16 protein-coding genes are annotated in these 18,883 nt (G+C 30.3%); 10 read left to right on the top strand and 6 right to left on the bottom strand.

The window, feature by feature from the left end:
* The first annotated feature begins 7 nt into the window (after positions 1 to 7).
* The 4 genes from KGF48_RS16860 (at position 8) to KGF48_RS16845 (ending at position 4,708) form a co-directional block, all read left to right on the top strand.
* Positions 8 to 169, top strand: a complete 162-nt coding sequence (locus tag KGF48_RS16860) for a zinc ribbon domain-containing protein (protein WP_413894823.1) — start codon at positions 8 to 10, stop codon at positions 167 to 169.
* Positions 170 to 448: 279 nt separating this feature from the next.
* Positions 449 to 1,936: a sensor histidine kinase gene (locus KGF48_RS16855; protein WP_227830113.1), complete on the top strand. Its 1,488-nt coding sequence runs from the start codon at positions 449 to 451 to the stop codon at positions 1,934 to 1,936.
* A gap of 218 nt (positions 1,937 to 2,154) precedes the next feature.
* Positions 2,155 to 3,768, top strand: a complete 1,614-nt coding sequence (locus KGF48_RS16850) for a sensor domain-containing diguanylate cyclase (protein WP_227840722.1) — start codon at positions 2,155 to 2,157, stop codon at positions 3,766 to 3,768.
* A gap of 364 nt (positions 3,769 to 4,132) precedes the next feature.
* Positions 4,133 to 4,708: a hypothetical protein gene (locus KGF48_RS16845; protein ID WP_227868293.1), complete on the top strand. Its 576-nt coding sequence runs from the start codon at positions 4,133 to 4,135 to the stop codon at positions 4,706 to 4,708.
* A gap of 153 nt (positions 4,709 to 4,861) precedes the next feature.
* On the opposite strand, the gene KGF48_RS16840 is transcribed toward KGF48_RS16845, so the two are convergent.
* The 6 genes from KGF48_RS16840 to KGF48_RS16815 form a co-directional block, all read right to left on the bottom strand.
* On the bottom strand, positions 4,862 to 5,644 hold the full coding sequence (locus tag KGF48_RS16840; protein WP_227868292.1) for an ABC transporter permease: 783 nt from the start codon (positions 5,642 to 5,644) through the stop codon (positions 4,862 to 4,864).
* A 9-nt stretch (positions 5,645 to 5,653) separates the two neighbouring features.
* On the bottom strand, positions 5,654 to 6,406 hold the full coding sequence (locus tag KGF48_RS16835) for an ABC transporter permease (RefSeq protein WP_227840724.1): 753 nt from the start codon (positions 6,404 to 6,406) through the stop codon (positions 5,654 to 5,656).
* A 1-nt stretch (position 6,407) separates the two neighbouring features.
* Positions 6,408 to 7,331: an ABC transporter ATP-binding protein gene (locus tag KGF48_RS16830; RefSeq protein WP_227868291.1), complete on the bottom strand. Its 924-nt coding sequence runs from the start codon at positions 7,329 to 7,331 to the stop codon at positions 6,408 to 6,410.
* A 148-nt stretch (positions 7,332 to 7,479) separates the two neighbouring features.
* Positions 7,480 to 8,415 (bottom strand): sensor histidine kinase, encoded by a 936-nt coding sequence (locus KGF48_RS16825; RefSeq protein WP_227840718.1) that lies wholly within the window; start codon positions 8,413 to 8,415, stop codon positions 7,480 to 7,482.
* Entirely contained in the window at positions 8,412 to 9,104 is a 693-nt protein-coding gene (locus KGF48_RS16820; protein ID WP_227840717.1) for a response regulator transcription factor, read from the bottom strand. Before KGF48_RS16820 ends, KGF48_RS16825 begins: the two co-directional genes overlap by 4 nt.
* A 365-nt stretch (positions 9,105 to 9,469) precedes the next feature.
* Positions 9,470 to 10,303: a MerR family transcriptional regulator gene (locus tag KGF48_RS16815; protein WP_227840716.1), complete on the bottom strand. Its 834-nt coding sequence runs from the start codon at positions 10,301 to 10,303 to the stop codon at positions 9,470 to 9,472.
* Positions 10,304 to 10,375: 72 nt separating this feature from the next.
* Between KGF48_RS16815 and KGF48_RS16810 the strand changes: the two genes are divergently transcribed.
* From KGF48_RS16810 to KGF48_RS16785, 6 genes are all read left to right on the top strand, one after another.
* Positions 10,376 to 12,103 carry an ABC transporter ATP-binding protein gene (locus KGF48_RS16810; protein WP_227868290.1) on the top strand — a complete coding sequence of 576 codons (1,728 nt, stop codon included), beginning with the start codon at positions 10,376 to 10,378 and terminating at the stop codon, positions 12,101 to 12,103.
* Between the two features lie 95 nt (positions 12,104 to 12,198).
* Positions 12,199 to 14,004 carry an ABC transporter ATP-binding protein gene (locus KGF48_RS16805; protein WP_413894822.1) on the top strand — a complete coding sequence of 602 codons (1,806 nt, stop codon included), beginning with the start codon at positions 12,199 to 12,201 and terminating at the stop codon, positions 14,002 to 14,004.
* A 327-nt stretch (positions 14,005 to 14,331) separates the two neighbouring features.
* Positions 14,332 to 15,021: a polyphosphate polymerase domain-containing protein gene (locus KGF48_RS16800; protein WP_227840713.1), complete on the top strand. Its 690-nt coding sequence runs from the start codon at positions 14,332 to 14,334 to the stop codon at positions 15,019 to 15,021.
* An 84-nt stretch (positions 15,022 to 15,105) separates the two neighbouring features.
* Positions 15,106 to 15,780 (top strand): DUF4956 domain-containing protein, encoded by a 675-nt coding sequence (locus KGF48_RS16795; RefSeq protein ID WP_413894762.1) that lies wholly within the window; start codon positions 15,106 to 15,108, stop codon positions 15,778 to 15,780.
* A gap of 16 nt (positions 15,781 to 15,796) precedes the next feature.
* Positions 15,797 to 17,680: a CotH kinase family protein gene (locus tag KGF48_RS16790; protein ID WP_227868288.1), complete on the top strand. Its 1,884-nt coding sequence runs from the start codon at positions 15,797 to 15,799 to the stop codon at positions 17,678 to 17,680.
* 399 nt (positions 17,681 to 18,079) lie between these two features.
* Positions 18,080 to 18,880 (top strand): transporter substrate-binding domain-containing protein, encoded by an 801-nt coding sequence (locus KGF48_RS16785; RefSeq protein WP_227840710.1) that lies wholly within the window; start codon positions 18,080 to 18,082, stop codon positions 18,878 to 18,880.
* Positions 18,881 to 18,883: the final 3 nt, after the last annotated feature.

Below are 18,883 nucleotides of genomic sequence, written 5' to 3'. Positions count from 1 at the left end.
TAGTAAAATGTGTTCATGTTGTGGAACTATCAAAAAAGATTTAAAGTTAAAAGATAGGACTTATGTATGTCCTAATGAAAAATGTAATCTTGTGATTGATAGGGATAAAAATGCAAGTATTAATTTAACAAATTATAAAAGTAATCGCCAGTGTGGTTACTTAAATTAGCATAGAAAATCAAATAAAAAGATTGTGCTAATATGTAGACATTGACGAGGTCGAATTTAAGCCTTTGGACTGCCATATTAAACTAGAGTAGATATTCTTATGAATTTCAAAATAGGGTAGGATGAAAAAGGAAATAAGACTATAAAAAATATAAAGTATTTATATAAATTTATAGAGTTTATACGTCAGTAAAGAGACTACGTAAAAAAATTTTAGAAACAAATATTTTAATAGAAACTGTCTGGGGATTTGGGTTTAGATTAAAGGAGAAAAAATCAGATGGAAAATGAAAATAATAAAAGTATAAAAAATCAAGTTAAATCATTATTTAAATTGAAATTTTCAAGGAAAAATATAAGTATAAAAACTAGGATTTTAGTGAGCATATTAGGTTTGACAGTAGTGGTTTTTTTGATAATATTAGTATCTTTTAACATATTGGTCAATACATATATAAAAACAACAGCAAATGAAGAACTTACAAAATCTACAGAAATGATAGAACATATGGATAGTAATTTTAAGCCTATTAAGCCTCCGCAGAATGATGGAAAGCTACCTCCTAAAGAATTATCAAACTTTATTAGAAATGTACAAGATAAGGTTAGAATGGCAGAGATGCAATCAGATGCAGATGCAATGGTAGTTGATTCTAACTATAAACTGATATTTCCAACTAGAGAGGATGATTTTTTAAAAAATATTGATGAAATGGATTTGATTAGAACTTATATTCAAAATGAAAAATTGGATTTAAATTCAGATAATAATACGCGTGTTTCTACTGGAAATAGAGATTATTATATTTCTACTGTAAAAATTACTAGTATAAATGATGAACAAGATAATTATTTAATACTTTTTATAGATATATCAAAGACCTTAAATTTAGCCCAGAAGATAAATATTGTATTAATATCTGTAATGTGTTTTGCTGGGATATTAGCGATATTTACAGCTGTGATTTTATCTGAAAAAATTGCAAAACCTATAAAAGAGTTATGTGGATTTGCAAAAAAAATAGGTCAAGGAGATTTTAAAAGAAATTACTTTGATTTTTCGGATAAGGAGTTAGTAGAGCTTTCAAATGTTATGAATAAGAGTGCTGAATATCTGGATAAGTATGATAATGAGCAAAAAATATTTTTCCAAAATGCATCTCATGAACTTAGAACTCCACTTATGTCTATTAAAGGGTATGCAGAAGCTATAAAGTATAATATTATAGATAGCAAACATGCAAGTGATATCATACTTGAAGAAAGTGATAGGTTAAATGATATGGTTGAAGATTTACTGTATATTTCTAAAATAGATAATATCACTAAAGATTATGAAATGGTAGAATGTGATTTAAGAGAAGTGCTTTCAAACTGTGGCTCTAGGCAAAATGTAAGAGCTATAAATAAAGGAATAAAGTTTAATTATGAATTTGAGGAAGACATGGTTCTATTTGAATGTGATGAAAAAAATATATCCAAAGCATTTATGAATCTTATAGAAAATGCTTTAAGATATGCTAAGAGTGAAATTAAAATAATATGTAAACATAATCAAAAAAATATAGTTGTAATAGTGGAAGATGATGGAATAGGAATTAATAAAGAAGATTTACCTCATGTATTTGACCGATTTTACAAGGGAGTTGGCGGAAATCATGGAATTGGATTATCAATAGTTAAATCCATTGTAAATAAGCATGGAGGTCGTATATATGTAGAAAATGGCAAAAAGGGTGCTAAATTTACTATAGTGTTTAAGTTATAAAAAAATATAAAGAGTAATTAAAGAAAATATAGTAATATTTAAAGTTGTTTTTTACATATATCTATTGTATACTGTTGAAAAAAGAAGAATATCAAGCTGACATATATTGTAAAATTTGACATTTAAAGTATGTGTTTAAATATAGATAGAGAAAGGAAAAGTAAAATCTGAGGAGTATTTAAGTTTAAAAATGCCTTTGATTTTACAAAAAATTATTTATGAAAGAACAACTGCTTTTTGATATTACAAATTTAGTAACAGTTGTGTTTGAAGCCTTTGTTGTCCATATGTTTTTATCAGATTTTTTAGGTCAAAGAGAAGAATATACAAAAGCTATAAAATATACTAAATTGGGTTTTATAATATGTTTAGGTGTTTCCAATTTAGTAACTTTAAATCCTATAGTAACAATGCCTTTAATTTTTATCCTTATTTTTTCGTTCTCATTTTTGTATGAAGGAAATATAAAGACACGATTATTTGCGACTGTATTACTAAGTTCATTTTTTATACTATCAGAAGTTGTAGTTACAAGTATCTTTGTTTTATTTATAAAAGAAGATTTTAAAATAATGTTTGAAAATAATAGCATAAGAGTCTTAGCTGTAATTTTATCAAAAATTGTTTTTTTATTTATCTGTAAAATTGTTTGCCTTTTTAAAAAGGACATACATTCAGATATGCCAATAAGATATTGGCTTCCTTTACTTGTAATACCTTTATTTAGTGTATTTTTATCTATTTCTATTTTTGATATAAATAAATTTTTTCCAGCTCAAAGTTTAAAAATTCTAAACTTAATATCAAGTGTTGGTATTTTATATATCAACTTTATTGTATTTTATTTATTTAAATCTATTATAGAAAAGACTAAATTGTCTATGAAATATGAAATGCTTGAAAAAGAAGTAGTTCATAAGGAAGAATTAAGGCTTAGTAATGAGCGTTACAAAACTATTGTTGAACAGACTGATTCTGTTGTTTTTGAATGGAACATCAAGGAGAAGAAGTCATTTGTGTCTCAAGTTTGGACTGAAAAATTTGGATATAGTAGTGTTTGTGAAGATATTTTTAAAGAAATTAGAGATAAAGATTTAGTTCATCATGAAGATTATAATATCTTTGAGAGTTTTTTTGAAAGTATTCAAAAGAATAACAAACATAATCAAGCAGTTTATCGTTTAAGAAAATCTAGTGGTGAGTATATTTGGTGTAGAACATCAGTAACAAATATTTGTAATAATGAGAATGAGATTTTAAAAGTTGTGGGAGTAATTGTAGATGTAGATAATGATATAAAAAAATATGAAGAATTAAAAACTAGAGCAGAAAGAGACTCCCTAACTAATGTATATAATAAAGGAGTATTTGAAAAATTAGTAGAAGAAGCTATAGTCATGAATAAAGGTGATAAAAAAGATGCTTTATTCATTATTGATTTAGATGATTTCAAAGAGATAAACGATAATTTTGGACATCCATTTGGAGATTTTGTACTAAAAACTTTTGCTGAGAAGATTCAAGCTAGTTTTGATAATGAAGATTTAATTGGTCGAATTGGTGGAGATGAATTTGTAGTATATATGCGAGATTATTATACAGAAGCAAATATACATAAAAAAGCAAAAAAATTAAACAGAGTTCTTACAGATAATTACAAAGATTTAAGTTTTAGCTTTGATGCTTCTGTTAGTATTGGTATTGCAAGGTATCCTCAAAATGGAAATTCATTTTTAGAATTGTTTAAAAATGCAGATAGAGCACTTTATAATGTAAAGGCATCTGGAAAAAATTCATATTGTTTATTTGAAGAAGATATTTATATACACTAATTTTAATACAATAAAAATTTGATTAATATGTATAGTTATGTGATAGATGATTATATAAATCTTTAGAATATAATTATAACTTGGAACTACAGTTAATTTTGTGAAAATACAAAACTAGCTGTAGTTATTTTTAATTGTATAATAGAGGACCCAAAAACATCAAATACAGCTTTTGATTTTGAAACTATAAAAAGAGTAGTCGAAATATCTCATGAAAATGGTAAAAAAGTATTCGCTCATGCACCTACAATTGTAGCTTATGAAGATGCAGAAAGATGGTTAACATTACAAAATTGTAAGTAGAGATTCATGTGAGAGTAATGTTTACATGGTATCATACCTTCCAAGAGAGGTGGGATTGATTATGAATTTATTACTCTATAAACAGTTTACAAAGCATGCGATACTGCGAGCGGTTTTTCTTGGAGGCATGGGAACTGCACTTTTAATATTCCCTGAATTTCTTCTTGGAGGCATGTTTTATGTTATTGTTGGATATATGATTTTATATGGTGTTTTGCGGATTGTGGATTTTATCTTAGAAAATGGTGCAAAATCCTTTTTTAGCTATGGAAGTCTTATTATAGCAATTTTACTTATTGTGTTTGGACTTCACTCAATAGCTTTTTCACGTTACTTAATCCACGTATCACCTGTTTATCTTGGTTCATTATTGTTGATTGAAGCGGTAGTATATTTTGTTATTAATTTGTGTGTGACTATCTTTTGGCAGAAAATTATTTTGATTATTCTTGCAAGCATTGCTTTTTTAGGTGGAATTGCTGTTGTAATTTTTACCTTTGGATTTGGAATTGGAGGTATTTTAGGTCTTACACGAGTTTCTGGATTTGCTTCTTTGTTTTCATGTTTATACACAATTACTGCTTATTTAATTTATCAAAAATCAAAAAATAGATGGGAAAAGAAGAAAATAAAATGAATCTAATAGGATAGAAAGAAGTACCTTTATATATATAAATTGGTTAACGTTTAGAATAAATAACTTTCAAGACACATGAGAATATAACTGCTGTACGACGGCTTTTTTCTTTGTCGCCGTCCAGCAGATTAAATAACAGAAATAATATTGATGTTATTTGTGAGAATGCTTTTTATGTTTTGTCACTTTTTTCTTGGATATGGTCATAACTTTATCGTAATTGGGCGTGAATGCAAGGAGAATAGCTGCAAGGATTAGAATTACGACCAAAGTTATTGCTCCGACAAGTGGTTGATAAACAGTATCTGCACCATTGTTATATCCAACGAGTCCAAGTCCTGCTGTAATAGGATAAAAGTCTGTCAGATTTCTTCCAGCAACAAACACACCACAGAAGCCATAGACAAATGCAATTCCTACGCCTGTCAAAAAGGCATTTTGTTTACGACCAAAATAAGCAATAATTGGTAAAACAGCAATGTAACAACACAGGTTAACAATCAAAAGCTGAACTAAGGATTTTACAATGAGTGTAACAGATATATTGATATGGCAAAATATCAATCCCAAAATAACTGTGCATAAGAAGCTGAAAAGACTTAACAGGATGGTAAGTCCTCCAAGCGCAATTAATTTTCCCGCTAGTAGTTTGCGCAATGAAACGGGAACAGTCAAGATACTTTTTAAGGTTTCATCTGTATATTCACGGTTAATGAGATAACCACCTATAAGTGTAATCCCAAAGGGAAAAGCAAGGCTGAAATTGTTCCAGATGACCATGTTTGCAAAGCTATCATACGTTAGAGGGTTGCTTCCATGGGAACTGACAATCTGGAAAACCGCCAATAGTGCGGAAAACAGAACAGCAACAACACCAACCCATAGAACATTGTATCGTTTTATTTTTTGAAATTCCGTAGTAATTATATCAAGCATAGATGCCTCCTAATTCTCCTGCTTCTTATAGATCATGCAGATCAACAGGACTGCCATAATTGCTATCAAACATAAAATGCCTACACATGCAGGGGTTGAGAGTAAATATGGCTGTCTAAGCGCCGTATATTCACCAGTGGGGTCTCCCCAAGATGCCATCCACCAACGCATAATAATGGGAGCAGGCAATATGCTCAATAGCGGGTTATTTGGTTCAAAGTTAATAATACTTAAGGATATACAAAAATTGAAAATAGTATATACAAAAGAAAGTATAATAGAAAAAATATAGCTGCGGTTGAAGTATACAATTAGTACCACAACGGGAAGTGAAGCAACAAAAAACATAATGCCAAAAGCAATGCTCATCCCTAATTTTACAGCAATCCCATCTACTGTTCCAATAAGGAGGCCGCCAATGATGGTAGCCACTAACCCAGTAACGGAGTAAAACAGTGAGACCACCAACAGCACAGCCAGTTTTGCCATCGCAAGTTTTAGTTTTGGCACTGGCACTGTTGCGAGATTTTTTAATACGTCGTTATCTCTTTCTATGAAAAACAGCTGGCTGGCAACGATGCTTAATACAATAGGGAGTAGCAAAAAATAGCCAAAATTGATAACTAATTTGAACAATTGCTCAAAGGGTAAGTTGTCCTTTGCAATCAAAATTGTTGCAGGAATGGGGAATAAGCAAGCACCTAAAATAGAGATCAGAATAAATTTTAGCCGCTTGATTTTTGAAAATTCACATGAAATCATATCAAGCAATTCCTTCACCTCCCGTTACTTTCTTGAAGTAATCTTCAAGGGTATCCTCGCACAAATGAGATTCTGATACATCAATTTTGTTTTGAATGAAAGCACGATTTATTACTGCAACTGAAACATCTGTATCATAAAGCATAATATTGTAATTATCTGCTACTTTGAAATTGTTCAGGTGAAGCTGATTTTCCAAAAGCCTTGCCGCCTGTGCTGAATTGGATACAGTAAAATGTATGTATTTGTTGTTTTTTTCTTCCAGTTCGGCAAGGCTTTCTTCTTCCAGCAAAATGCCTTGGTCAATAATTCCAATGTCATCTGCCAATAAGGAAATTTCAGAAAGAATATGGCTGGAGATTAAAATGGTTTTTCCTCGCTCTGTGCAGAGATCACGAATAAAATTTCTTACTTCTGCAATACCAATAGGATCAAGCCCGTTAATAGGCTCATCCAAAATCAACAATTCTGGGTCGTGCATAATGGCAAGAGCAATTGCCAGCCTCTGTTTCATGCCAAGAGAATATTGAGAAAATAACTTTTTGTCATTATAGAGTAAACCAACTACTTCCAGTGCTGATTTTACTGCATTTTTTTTTGGTATTCCTCTAAGTCTTGCAAAGATTTTGAGATTTTCTGTTCCTGTCAGATTGGGATAAAAACCTGGTGATTCAATCAAACATCCAATTCGAGGAAGAAGTTTCTTTTCGTTGTCCTGAATATTCTGGCCAAATATTTTAACTTCTCCAGTGGTTGGTTTTGTTAGACCCAACAGCATTTTCATCGTGGTCGTTTTACCCGCACCGTTTCTTCCCAGCAAGCCGTAAATGCGGCCTTTCTGAACGTGAATATTTAAATTGGAGACGCTCTTTTGAGCGCCATACTGTTTAGTAAGATTTTTTGTTTCAATAATTAAATTATTCATAGATAGTAAAAGCCTCCTTTGTTTATTAAAGTTATCATACCATCTCAATCTTGCATTAACCTTACAACAACCTTGTATTAACCTTGCAATCTTAGAACTTACAAAAAATCCCCATGTATATACACACACTACATGGGGAGAAAAAGATTTATATTAGCGGTAAGCTCACTGTAAATACGGTGTACTTTCCAATGTCACTTTCTACAGAAATTTGACCACCCATTCGCTTAACTATCTGACTGACGATGGATAAGCCCAGACCACTGCCTTTTTCTGAACAGCCCTTGTCACATTTATACAGCCGTTCAAAGATGTGCTGTAAATTTTCTTTGGAAATTCCCACACCATTATCCTCAACATGGAGTAATATCATTTTGGAATCCTCAATCATGGTAATCTTGATTTGGCAGGCCTGACTGTGAGCAATGACATTCTGAACCAGATTATTGACCACACGGGAATATCCATCTGGATCGAGATTTACCATTAGCTGCTTTTCTGGGATATCAATTTCAAAATCCAGTTTTTTTTCACGGAAGATAGGAACCCAGTCCTTCAGAATATTCCGTGACAGCTCTGCAATTTCCACAGATTCTATTGACAGCATAAATTCATCAGAGTTTAGCCTGAACCAGTTAAAAAGAACATCGATGTATTCCTTGAGATTGTAGGATTTGCGCTGAGCGATTTCAATATATTCCTCACGCTCCTGTCCGATGACGATACCACTGTGTATGGCGTCCAGATAGCCAATTAGGGTTGTTAAGGGTGTACGAACATCATGAGATAGACTGGTCATGAGTTGTTTGCTAGTTTCCTCTGTCTTCTTCAAAGAAAGTAGCCTGTTTTCATAGTCGTAGACAATCTCATTAAGCCGATAAACCAATGGAGCCATAACATCATGTGGCTTAACCAGTACTTTGCGATTTTCGTTTCCACTTTGTACATCAGCAAGTGTTTCTTCTATATCTTTTAGGCTGCGTCGAATATGCCCAAGCTGGCAAAAGGCGAATATGGAAAGGAGAAGCAGAGCAATCGACAACAAGAGCAACAGGAGAATGATTGTTTGTGCATCCATTTTCATACCTCCATGTTGAATTGATACCCTATCCCTTTTACCGTTTGCAGATAGATGGGGGATGACGGGTCTAGTTCAATTTTTTTACGTAGACGGCTGATAATAGCCATGATATTGCTGTCATCATGGACATAAGATTCACCCCACACTGCTTCATAAATTTGCTGCTTCGTCAAAATCTTTCCCTGATGTCTTGCACAGAAAAGAAGCACATCAAATTCCTTGGGAGGAAGTAGCATGGGTTCGCCATCAGTCGTTACTGTATGTCGGTCAAGATCAATCAACAAACCTTGAAAAGAGAGTTGCTGTGGTTCTTCATTATTGGGATTAAAACGTGTGTAGCGTCGGATAAGAGACAGGACACGGGCAGTGAATTCGGCAATCTCAAATGGCTTGGTCAAATAGTCATCTGCACCAGCGCGCAAGCCATGTACTTTGCTGTAATTATCGCTTTTCGATGTCAGCATTAAAATGGGAATACTGCTGTATTTTCGTATTTGTTCCATAGTTTCAAAGCCATCCATTCCCGGCATCATCACGTCGAGAACCACTAACTGATAATCTTGTTTTGAAAGTGCAGTCAGTCCATCTTTCCCGGAATGACAATAGTTCGCTTCAAGCTGTTCAATGGAAATGCTCTTTTTCAGCAAAATACAAAGGTCTTTATCATCATCTATAATTAAAACTTTATTCATCTGAGTTCCCCTTTCTACGGCCATCAGTAGGCTTTTGTGTCATTGAGAATTAGCCACGCCGTAACCATTTTGACAACAGTACTGAGAGATACACACCACAACGCAATAGTAATTTTATCATGCGAGGAGTTATACTCCATTTTTTACTTGCTTTTTTAAGTATAATGTAATTTATATTTATACCTCTAACAACTATTAGTATATTTCATCCTCTCTAAAAAATCAATTTTGAGATAAACCCTTTTTTTATTTGTTATAGAAGTAAACTTATATAAAAAAACAAAGAATTAAATCGAGTAATCTATGATAATTATATTAATTTAAGTTTTAGTTTTGTGTAAAAGTAAAATCAGTTGTAGTTATTTTTAAAGTTGTTTAACTTCAACTGAGATTTGAGTTATATATTCATCAATATCTCGAACACTTATATCATATAGAAGATATTCTTCATAAACAAAGTGTCCTATACGTAAATCATTATCCTTAAAAAAATTTAATAGTTTTTCATAAGTTGTTTCAAGTGTATCATAACTTCCTTTATGATAAGCAGTTACATAGAGTCCTTTTGGTTTGATTGATATTGGACATTTTTTGTATTCACGATTAACTTTAGTAAACAAGTGTGAATATGACTCGAAATTTTTATTTAGTATATCCTCACCTTTAATAATCGAACCAATCAAGCAATCATCACTTAATTCATAGTTATCCATAAAATTGATACATTCATATAAGAATTTCTCTTCATCATCTCCCATAAATTGTTCTGTTTCTATAAGAGGACTTTTAACTATGTATTCTTCTTCATGTTCTTCTAAAGTAATAGTATTTATATCAATATCACAGGCTTTTTTAGTAAGTGCAATAGTGGATTCCATTAAAGTCTTAATATTGTTTAATTTTTCAATTTCATTGTTAATATCAATACTCTTTTTTTCTAAAAGTTCAATTAACAAACTAGGAGTTCGTTTATCTATATAAGTTTTAATTTCTTTTAAAGGCATTTTTATTTCTTTAAGTGAGGAGATTATGCTAAAAATACTAAGTTGATGGTATGAGTAGTATCTATACCCATTTTCTTTTTTCAATTCTGGAGAAAAAAGACCTATATCATCATAATGAAAAAGTGTTTTTTTATTGACTCCACAAATCTTTGCAAATTCACCAGTGGTAAAGTAATTTTTTGAATTTTGGCTCATAATTAAAATTCCTCCTTGACTATCCTGTTACAGTATAGTTTATCATAATATTTTGTAAAGGAGTGTGAAAGTATGAAAAAATTAATTCGTTTTTTAAAACCTTATAGGATTTTGATTGTTACAATGTTAATATTTACGTTTTTGCAAACACTTGGAACTTTATATATACCAACTCTTACAGCAAGTATAGTAAATAATGGCGTAGTAAAAGGAGATATAGATTATATTGTAAAAACAGGTGTATTAATGCTAATTGTAGCAGGAATAACAGCTCTATCAGCTGTATTAGTATGTAAAGTATCAGCAAATCTTTCATCAGGATTTTGTAGAGATATTAGAGAAGCAGTATTTGTAAAAGCTCAAGAATTATCAATAAATGACTTTAATAAAATAGGTACAGCATCTATGATTACTAGAAGTACTAGTGATATTACTTTAATAGGGCAATCTTTATTTATGTTTATTGAGTTGGTGTTACCAGCGCCAATTATAACTATTTCTGGATTATTTTTAGCTTATTCTATAGATAGAGTAATGACAATTATTATTGTTATAATAATGGTTTTATTCATGCTATTTGCATGCTTAGTTGGTAAAAGAGTTATCAAATTATTTAAGATAATGCAAACAAAAATGGATAATATGAATAGAGTGTTACGTGAAGCTGTAACTGGAGTAAGAGTTATAAGAGCTTTTAATAGAAGTAGTTTTGAAAAGAATAGATTTGATAAAACAGCAGTGGATTATTCTCAAACAGCAATTTCAATAAATAAGATATTTGCAGTACTTATGCCTATTGTAATGTTAATAATGAATTTAGGTATAGTAAGTATTATTTGGTTTGGTGGAATAAGAGTAAGTAATGGAAATATGGAAATAGGTCATATAATGGCTTTAGTTGAGTATTGTATTTTAATTTTATTTTATCTAATCATGGCAGTAATGGTATTTATGTACATACCCAGAGCAGGGGCTTGTGCAGATAGAGTAAATCAAATATTAGACATAGTACCTGAAATTGTAGATGGAAATAATTCTGAAAATATTATTTCAGAAAGAGGGCATTTAGTCTTTAAGAATGTAACATTTTCATATTCAGAATCAGAGGAACCTGTCTTAAGCGATATAACATTTGAAACAAAATCTGGAGAAGTAACTGCAATTATAGGAAGTACTGGCTCTGGCAAATCTACGATTGCAAATGTAATACCACGTTTTTTTGAAATTCAAGAAGGTGAGATATCTATAAATGGTCAAGATATTAAGAATATGTCTCAAAAAGAGCTTAGAGATAAAATTGGATTTGTACCACAAAAAGCATTCTTGTTTAGTGGAACAATAGAAGAAAATATAAAGTATGGAAAAGAAGATGCAAGTATTGAAGAAATAAAACATGCAGCAAACATAGCTCAAGCTGATGAATTTATTTCTAGTATGGAAGATAATTATGATTCATTTGTAGCTCAGGGTGGAAATAATTTATCTGGTGGACAAAAGCAGAGAATCTCTATTGCAAGGGCATTAGTTAGAAAGCCAGAAATATATATATTTGATGATAGTTTTTCTGCATTAGATTTTAAGACAGATAAAAAACTTAGAAGAGCATTAAAAGATGAAATTAAAGATTCAACAGCTATAATTATAGCACAACGTATAAGTACAATCATGGATGCCAATCAAATTATAGTTTTAGATGAAGGTAAAATTGTAGGTATTGGTAAACATAAAGATTTACTTAGAGAATGTGATGTTTATAAGCAAATTGCAGATTCACAGCTTAGTAAAGAAGAACTTGCATAGCAAAAGAGAAATTCAATTTGTTTATTTGGAGGTGTAGTATGAGTGAAAATATAGTAGAAAAAAAAGAAGTAGATGTACTTAGTTTTGAAGATGGTATGTCAGCAGAAAAAGCTAAGGACGCAAAAAAAACTACAAAAAGACTATTAAAATATATGGCAAAACAAAAGTTTAAAATACTGACAATTTTTATTGCAGTATTAATAAGTTCAGCTCTTACGGTTTTAGCACCAATGATTATGGGAAAAGCTATTGACCAACTATTTAATGGAATAAAAACGGCAGTTCAAACTGGCACAAAATTTAGTGTAAACTTTAGTACTATGGGAGGTATAATATCAGTACTTTTAAGCTTGTATCTTCTTAGTTCAGTATTTATATATATACAACAATATATTATGTCAGGAGTTGCACAAAATTTAGTTCTTAGTATGAGAAAAGATTTAAGTGATAAGCTAAATAAACTTCCTCTTAAGTATTATGACTCACATAAAAAGGGAGAAACTCTTAGTATAGTTACAAATGATTTAGAAAAGGTTGCAGATAGCCTGCAAGAAGGATTAATGCAACTTATTACAGCAGTAGTTACGGTGATTGGTTCTATAGTTATGATGATAAACATAAGTATGTCACTTACAATAGTATCAGCTATAACATTAGGTGTTTCGCTATGCATTACTATTGTAATTGCGGGGAAATCACAAAAAAGATTTTCAGAAAACCAAAAGGCTTTAGGTGAATTAAATAGTAATATAGAGGAGATGTTTACTGGTCAAGTAGTAGTTAAGGCATTTAGTAAAGAAGAAGATACTATTAAAAACTTTAAAATAGTAAATCAAAATCTTTATAATGCTAGTAGAAAAGCACAATTCTCATCATATTCAATATCTCCAATCATTAGATTTGTAAATCAAATTGGGTATGTGGTTATAGCAGTTGTCGGTGGTATATTTGCAGCAAATGGAACAATGACTCTTGGTAGTATACAGGCATTTATTCAATATGTAAATCAATCATCAGAGCCTACCACAGAAATATCTTATATTACAAATATGCTTCAAGCAGCAATTGCATCTGCTGAGAGAGTATTTGGAGTGATGGATGAAATAGAGGAGGTAAAAGATAAAGAGCCTTCAAAAGTTATAAATATACCTAAAGGTAAGGTAGAATTTGAACATGTTAAATTTGGGTATAATGATGATTCTATTCTTATGAAAGATATTAATATTAAGTTAAATGCAGGAGATAAGATTGCAATTGTTGGACCAACAGGAGCCGGAAAAACGACTCTTGTAAATTTACTAATGAGATTTTATGAGATACAAGAGGGTAGAATTACTATTGATGGTATTGATATAAAGGACTTAAAACGTGGAGAACTTAGAACAATGTTTGGAATGGTACTTCAAGATACATGGCTATTTAATGGAAGCATAAAAGAAAATATCGCATACAGTAAATCAGATGCTACAATGGAAGATGTTGTAAGAGCAGCAAAAGCAGCAAGAGTAGACCATTTTATAAGGACTTTACCTAAAGGATATGATACTATATTGACTGAAGATGCTTCTAATTTATCTCAAGGTCAAAAGCAACTTTTAACAATTGCCAGGGCAATACTTTCAGACCCATCAGTGTTAATTCTAGATGAAGCAACTTCTAGTGTAGATACTAGGACAGAAGTTGAAATTCAAAAGGCTATGAATAACTTGATGAGAGGAAGAACTAGCTTTGTTATCGCACATAGATTATCAACTATTCGTGATGCAGATTTAATATTAGTAATGAAAGAAGGTACTATTATTGAACAAGGAAGCCATAAAGAGCTTCTTGAGAATAAAGGATTTTATGAGGAACTTTACAGTAGTCAATTTTCAAGAGAATATGATGAAGAAGTTGTATAATTTAATGGAAGATTCATAATCTATATTCAATGATTTTTAGAGAATGAATCCAACTCAATGACTTACTTTGAAAATAAGTAACATGAATAAAGGCTATGTAGAATACAAAATATTGGTGTATTCTATATAGCCTATTTATTTTGTCATTACAATGTAAAGTTTAAGCATGAGATAAAATTGGAAACATTAAATTATCTGGAAAACTTTCTTTGCCACATATATGCCATAAAGATGCACTTATTTTACGGAGATTTAACAAAGTCGAGTAAAGTATACTCTAAATATAAAATAAATCAAATATAGTTAAGAAATTGAGAGGTGATAAAAATGGATAAAAAGTTAAACTACAGATTTGAAATGAAACATAAAATAACTGAAGCGGATGTGTTAGCTTTGAAATCAAGACTTTATCCAATAATGAAAAAAGATGCAAATGCATCAAAAGATGGAAAATATCTTATTAGAAGTTTATATTTTGATACACCAGAAGATAAAGCTCTTCTTGATAAGTTAAATGGTGTTGCAATAAGAGAAAAGTTTAGAATAAGATTTTATAATAATGATTGTTCTTTTATAAAATTAGAAAAAAAAATAAAGCACTATAATATGACATCAAAGCTGTCAGCTAGTTTAACTAAAAAAGAAGTATTGAAGATATTAAATAATGATATTGAATTCTTAAAAGAATCAACAAACTGTTTATTAAGGGAGTTTTATCTAAAGATAAAATGTGAAAGATTGGAGGCAAAAAGTATAGTCGATTACGATAGAGAAGCTTTTATTTATCCAGTTGGGAATGTAAGAGTGACAATTGATAGTGACATTAAAACTGCTGTAAACTCAACAGATTTATTTAATAAAGAATTGCCAACTGTTTCAGTTATTGATGAAAATATGACTGTATTGGAAGTTAAATATGACGAATTTATACCAGACTTTATAAAAGATTTAGTTCAAATTAATAAGACTACTTCTACAGCTGTTTCAAAGTATGCATCAAGTAGGTTATATACATAAGAATAAAAATTTAAGATTTAGATAAAGACATGTTTAAATAAAATTTAAAGAAAAAACGAAGAAATAGGAAGGATGATTTTAATTATGACATTTAACGATATTTTTAAGTCAAGTTTTATAGAAAACGTATCAGGTTTTTCATTTGTGGATAGTGCTTTAGCTCTAGGCTCAGCATTTTTAGTAGGTTTGTTTATATATATGGTTTATAAGAAGACATATATGGGAATTATGTACTCTCGACCATTTAATGTATCACTTGTAGCACTCACTATGCTTACAACTTTTGTAATATTGGCAGTTACATCAAATGTAGTCTTATCTCTAGGTATGGTTGGGGCTTTATCTATAGTAAGATTTAGAACAGCAATTAAAGACCCAATGGATTTAGTATTTCTATTTTGGTCATTGGGTTCAGGTATAGTTTTGGGTGCAGGTTTAATTCCATTAGCTGTAATGGGTTCAATAATTATGGGATTAATTTTAATCTTCTTTTCAAACAAAACAATATCTGAAACACCATATATATTAATGGTAAATTGTAATAATGAAGATTCAGAAGACATTGCAACTGACAAAATCAAAAGGGTATTTTCTAAATATCAAATAAAATCAAAGAGCGTGACACCAGAAAAAGGTATAGAGTTGGTGTTTGAAGTTAGAATGAAAGATGGAGAAACAAGTCTTATAAATGATTTAAGTCAAGTAGATGGAGTTACTAATGCAGTTCTTGTAAGTTACAATGGTGATTATGTAGCATAGAGAGGAGTAATCTTTTATGAAAGATAAAAAACTTACCCTTCTTATCTCATTTATGGTTGTATTTTTATGTGCAATAGTTGGAATATACAGTATATCTGGAAATAAAGGTGTTGATTTATATAGTGATGCGTATATTGAAAAATATTTTGATAGAGACAAAGTTATGGAAATTAATATAGAAATAGATGATAGTGATTTAAAAGATATGAATGAAAATGCTATAAAAGAAGAATTTAAAGTTGCAAAAGTAACCGTAGATGGTGATGCATATGGAAATGTTGGAATCAGGACTAAAGGAAATTCAAGTCTTACATCTGTAGCAAATAGTGATAGTGATAGATATAGTTATAAGATTAATTTTGATAAATATAACACTAGTCAAAGCATGGAAGGGCTTACTCAATTAAATCTTAATAACTGTTACTCTGACCCCTCTTATATGAGAGAGTTTATAACATATAGTATTTGTGAAGATATGGGATTAGCTACTCCAGAATTTGCATATGCAAAGGTTTCTATAAATGGTGAATATCATGGTTTATATTTAGCAGTGGAAGGATTAAAAGAATCTTATCTTGAAAATAACTTTGGAGATGTAACGGGTGATTTATACAAGTCTGATGAAGGCGCTTCATTGCAGTACAATGGAGATGATTCAGAAAGTTATTCAAATTTAATCGTTGAAAGTGATAAAAAAACAGCTGATTGGTCTAAGGTCACAAAACTATTAAAATCTCTAGATACAGGTGAAGACATTGAAAAGTATCTTGATGTAGATTCTGTTCTTAAAAATATAGCAATAAATACAGCTTTGTTAAATCTCGATAGCTATCAAGGTAATTTTGCTCACAATTACTATCTGTATGAGCAAGATGGAGTATTTTCTATGTTACCATGGGATTTTAATATGTCATTTGGTGGGTTTGGTAGTACTGGTAAAAGCGGAGATGGGCAATCAATATATATTGATGAACCAACGACAGGTAATTTAGAAGACAGACCTCTAATATCTGCATTATTAAAAAATGAGACATATAAAACAAAATACCATGAATATCTAGAAGAGATAGTAACAAAATATTTAGGTTCAGATTATCTAGAAAATATGACAACAAAAGTACATGACTTAATAGTATCATATGTAAAAGAAGACCCAACAGCATTTTATACATATGAAGAATTTGAAAAAAATATAACATCTTCAATTGAAAGTTCTAATGATGATAAAGATGGTAATAAGGGCTTTGGCAATCAAGAATTTAATAATAAAGATTCTAATGATGAAAATAGCGAAAATAAAAGTGATGAAAAAGGAGTCAATGCGGAACTTACTTTAAGTGAAGCTAAAAATAATGTAGATAGTCAAGCTGTAGACAATAATGAAGATAAGAATAATACAAATAACAATGAAAGTGACGATAAGAGTAAAGAAAATTTAGAAAGTCCTATGGGTAAAGGAGGAAAATCAATACCAGGAGTTTTAGAGGTTGCAGAAACTATGAGTAAAACAATAAAAGCTCAGTTAAGTGGAGAGTCTTCTTCAACAAAGGAAAACTCTGATAATGAGAATTCAAGTGATAATAAAGATATGAAAGAAGCTGATGAAGGCATGAATGGAATGCCAGAACCACCTGAAGGAATCGATGGCAATACGCCACCAGGTATGGGCAATATGGATAAAGGCGATACGAATAATAAGCAAAATGGTAATATGAAAATGGATAGAAATCAAGGTAGTCCAAAAGAAGCTGGAAACTTTGGAGGCAAAGGAGGAGGTTCTATGAGTAAAACAACAGTATATTCTAAATTGGTTTTAGGCGGAACTTCTATGTTAGTTATGTCGGTTATGTTAGTATGTATATCAAAAATAAATAGAAGAAAATTTATAAAGTCAAAATAAAATATAAAGATAGATAAATACTTATACTGTTAAGCTTAAACACTTGCTTAACAGTATTTTTTTATTATAAAAGATAAAGTGATTAGTAGTTTAAATTAATGTATTGACAAAATACAACACTATATCCTGATTATAGCAATACTTGATTATAGTGAAAAAGTTTATAGAAAAAAACAATTAGACAAAGTACGGAAAGTGTAATACGATTGTTTTGAGAGAAATGGAAAATAGGCTTATATTTTGTAGAAATGTCCATAAAAATGTATTTTTTAAATTTTATTTATATTAATTAACAAATCATTATATATAAATTTAAAAATTATAAATTTCAATAGGGGTATATTAAAATAAAGTTTAATTTCATGAACTAAAAATATCATTAAATATGGAGGGATTTTAATGTATTGGAAAAGAGCATTAAGTATATTAACAGTAGGGGTAGTTATTTGTGGATTAGCAATAGGTTGCTCAAAAAAAGAAGAGCCTAAAAAAGAAGAAAAGAAAGTTATTACAGTAGCTACAGGAGCAAAATATTATCCATTTAATTTTAGAGAAGATGGAAAAATGCAAGGTTTTGAAATTGATATATGGAATGAAATTGGTAAAAGATTGGATTCTGAAGTTAAGTACGAAGTAAACAATGGGGATACAGGTGGATTACTTGGTATGGTAGATAGTGGGAAAGCAGATACAGCAGCTCAACAAATAAGTATAACACCAGAAAGGGAAGAAGTATATGATTTCACAGTACCATATGCTTATAATCCTTTAATGATAACTATTAGACCAGAAGATAAAGATAAGATAAAAAGTCTTGAAGATTTAAAAGGTAAAAAAGTTGAGGTTGGTGCAAACTCATCTGAGAGAGCTATAATGGAAGAAAAAAATAAAGACAATTCAATGGAATTAGTATTTAATGATGGAGCAGATTCATATGAAGGTCTTGAACTTGGAAGATCTGATGCAAGAATAATTTCTGTTTCAGCTACAGCAGCTAGAAATAAAAAAGCTGGTTCAAACTTTATAGCTGTTGGAGAACCTATCTATGAAGAGATAAATGCATATCCATTTAAAAAGGATGAAAAATCAAAAGAATTAAAAGCTAAAGTTGATGAAGCAATAACAGCTATGAGAAAAGATGGAACTCTTACTAAAATTTCTAAAAAATGGTTTGGGGAAGATATAACAATTGAGAGATAGGTG

It is taken from the genome of Clostridioides sp. ZZV15-6388, assembly GCF_020657755.1.
Taxonomy (GTDB): Bacteria; Bacillota; Clostridia; order Peptostreptococcales; family Peptostreptococcaceae; genus Clostridioides.
The sequence above is the reverse complement of the archived record's forward strand: the minus strand, read 5'-3'. Positions and strand labels throughout refer to the sequence as shown.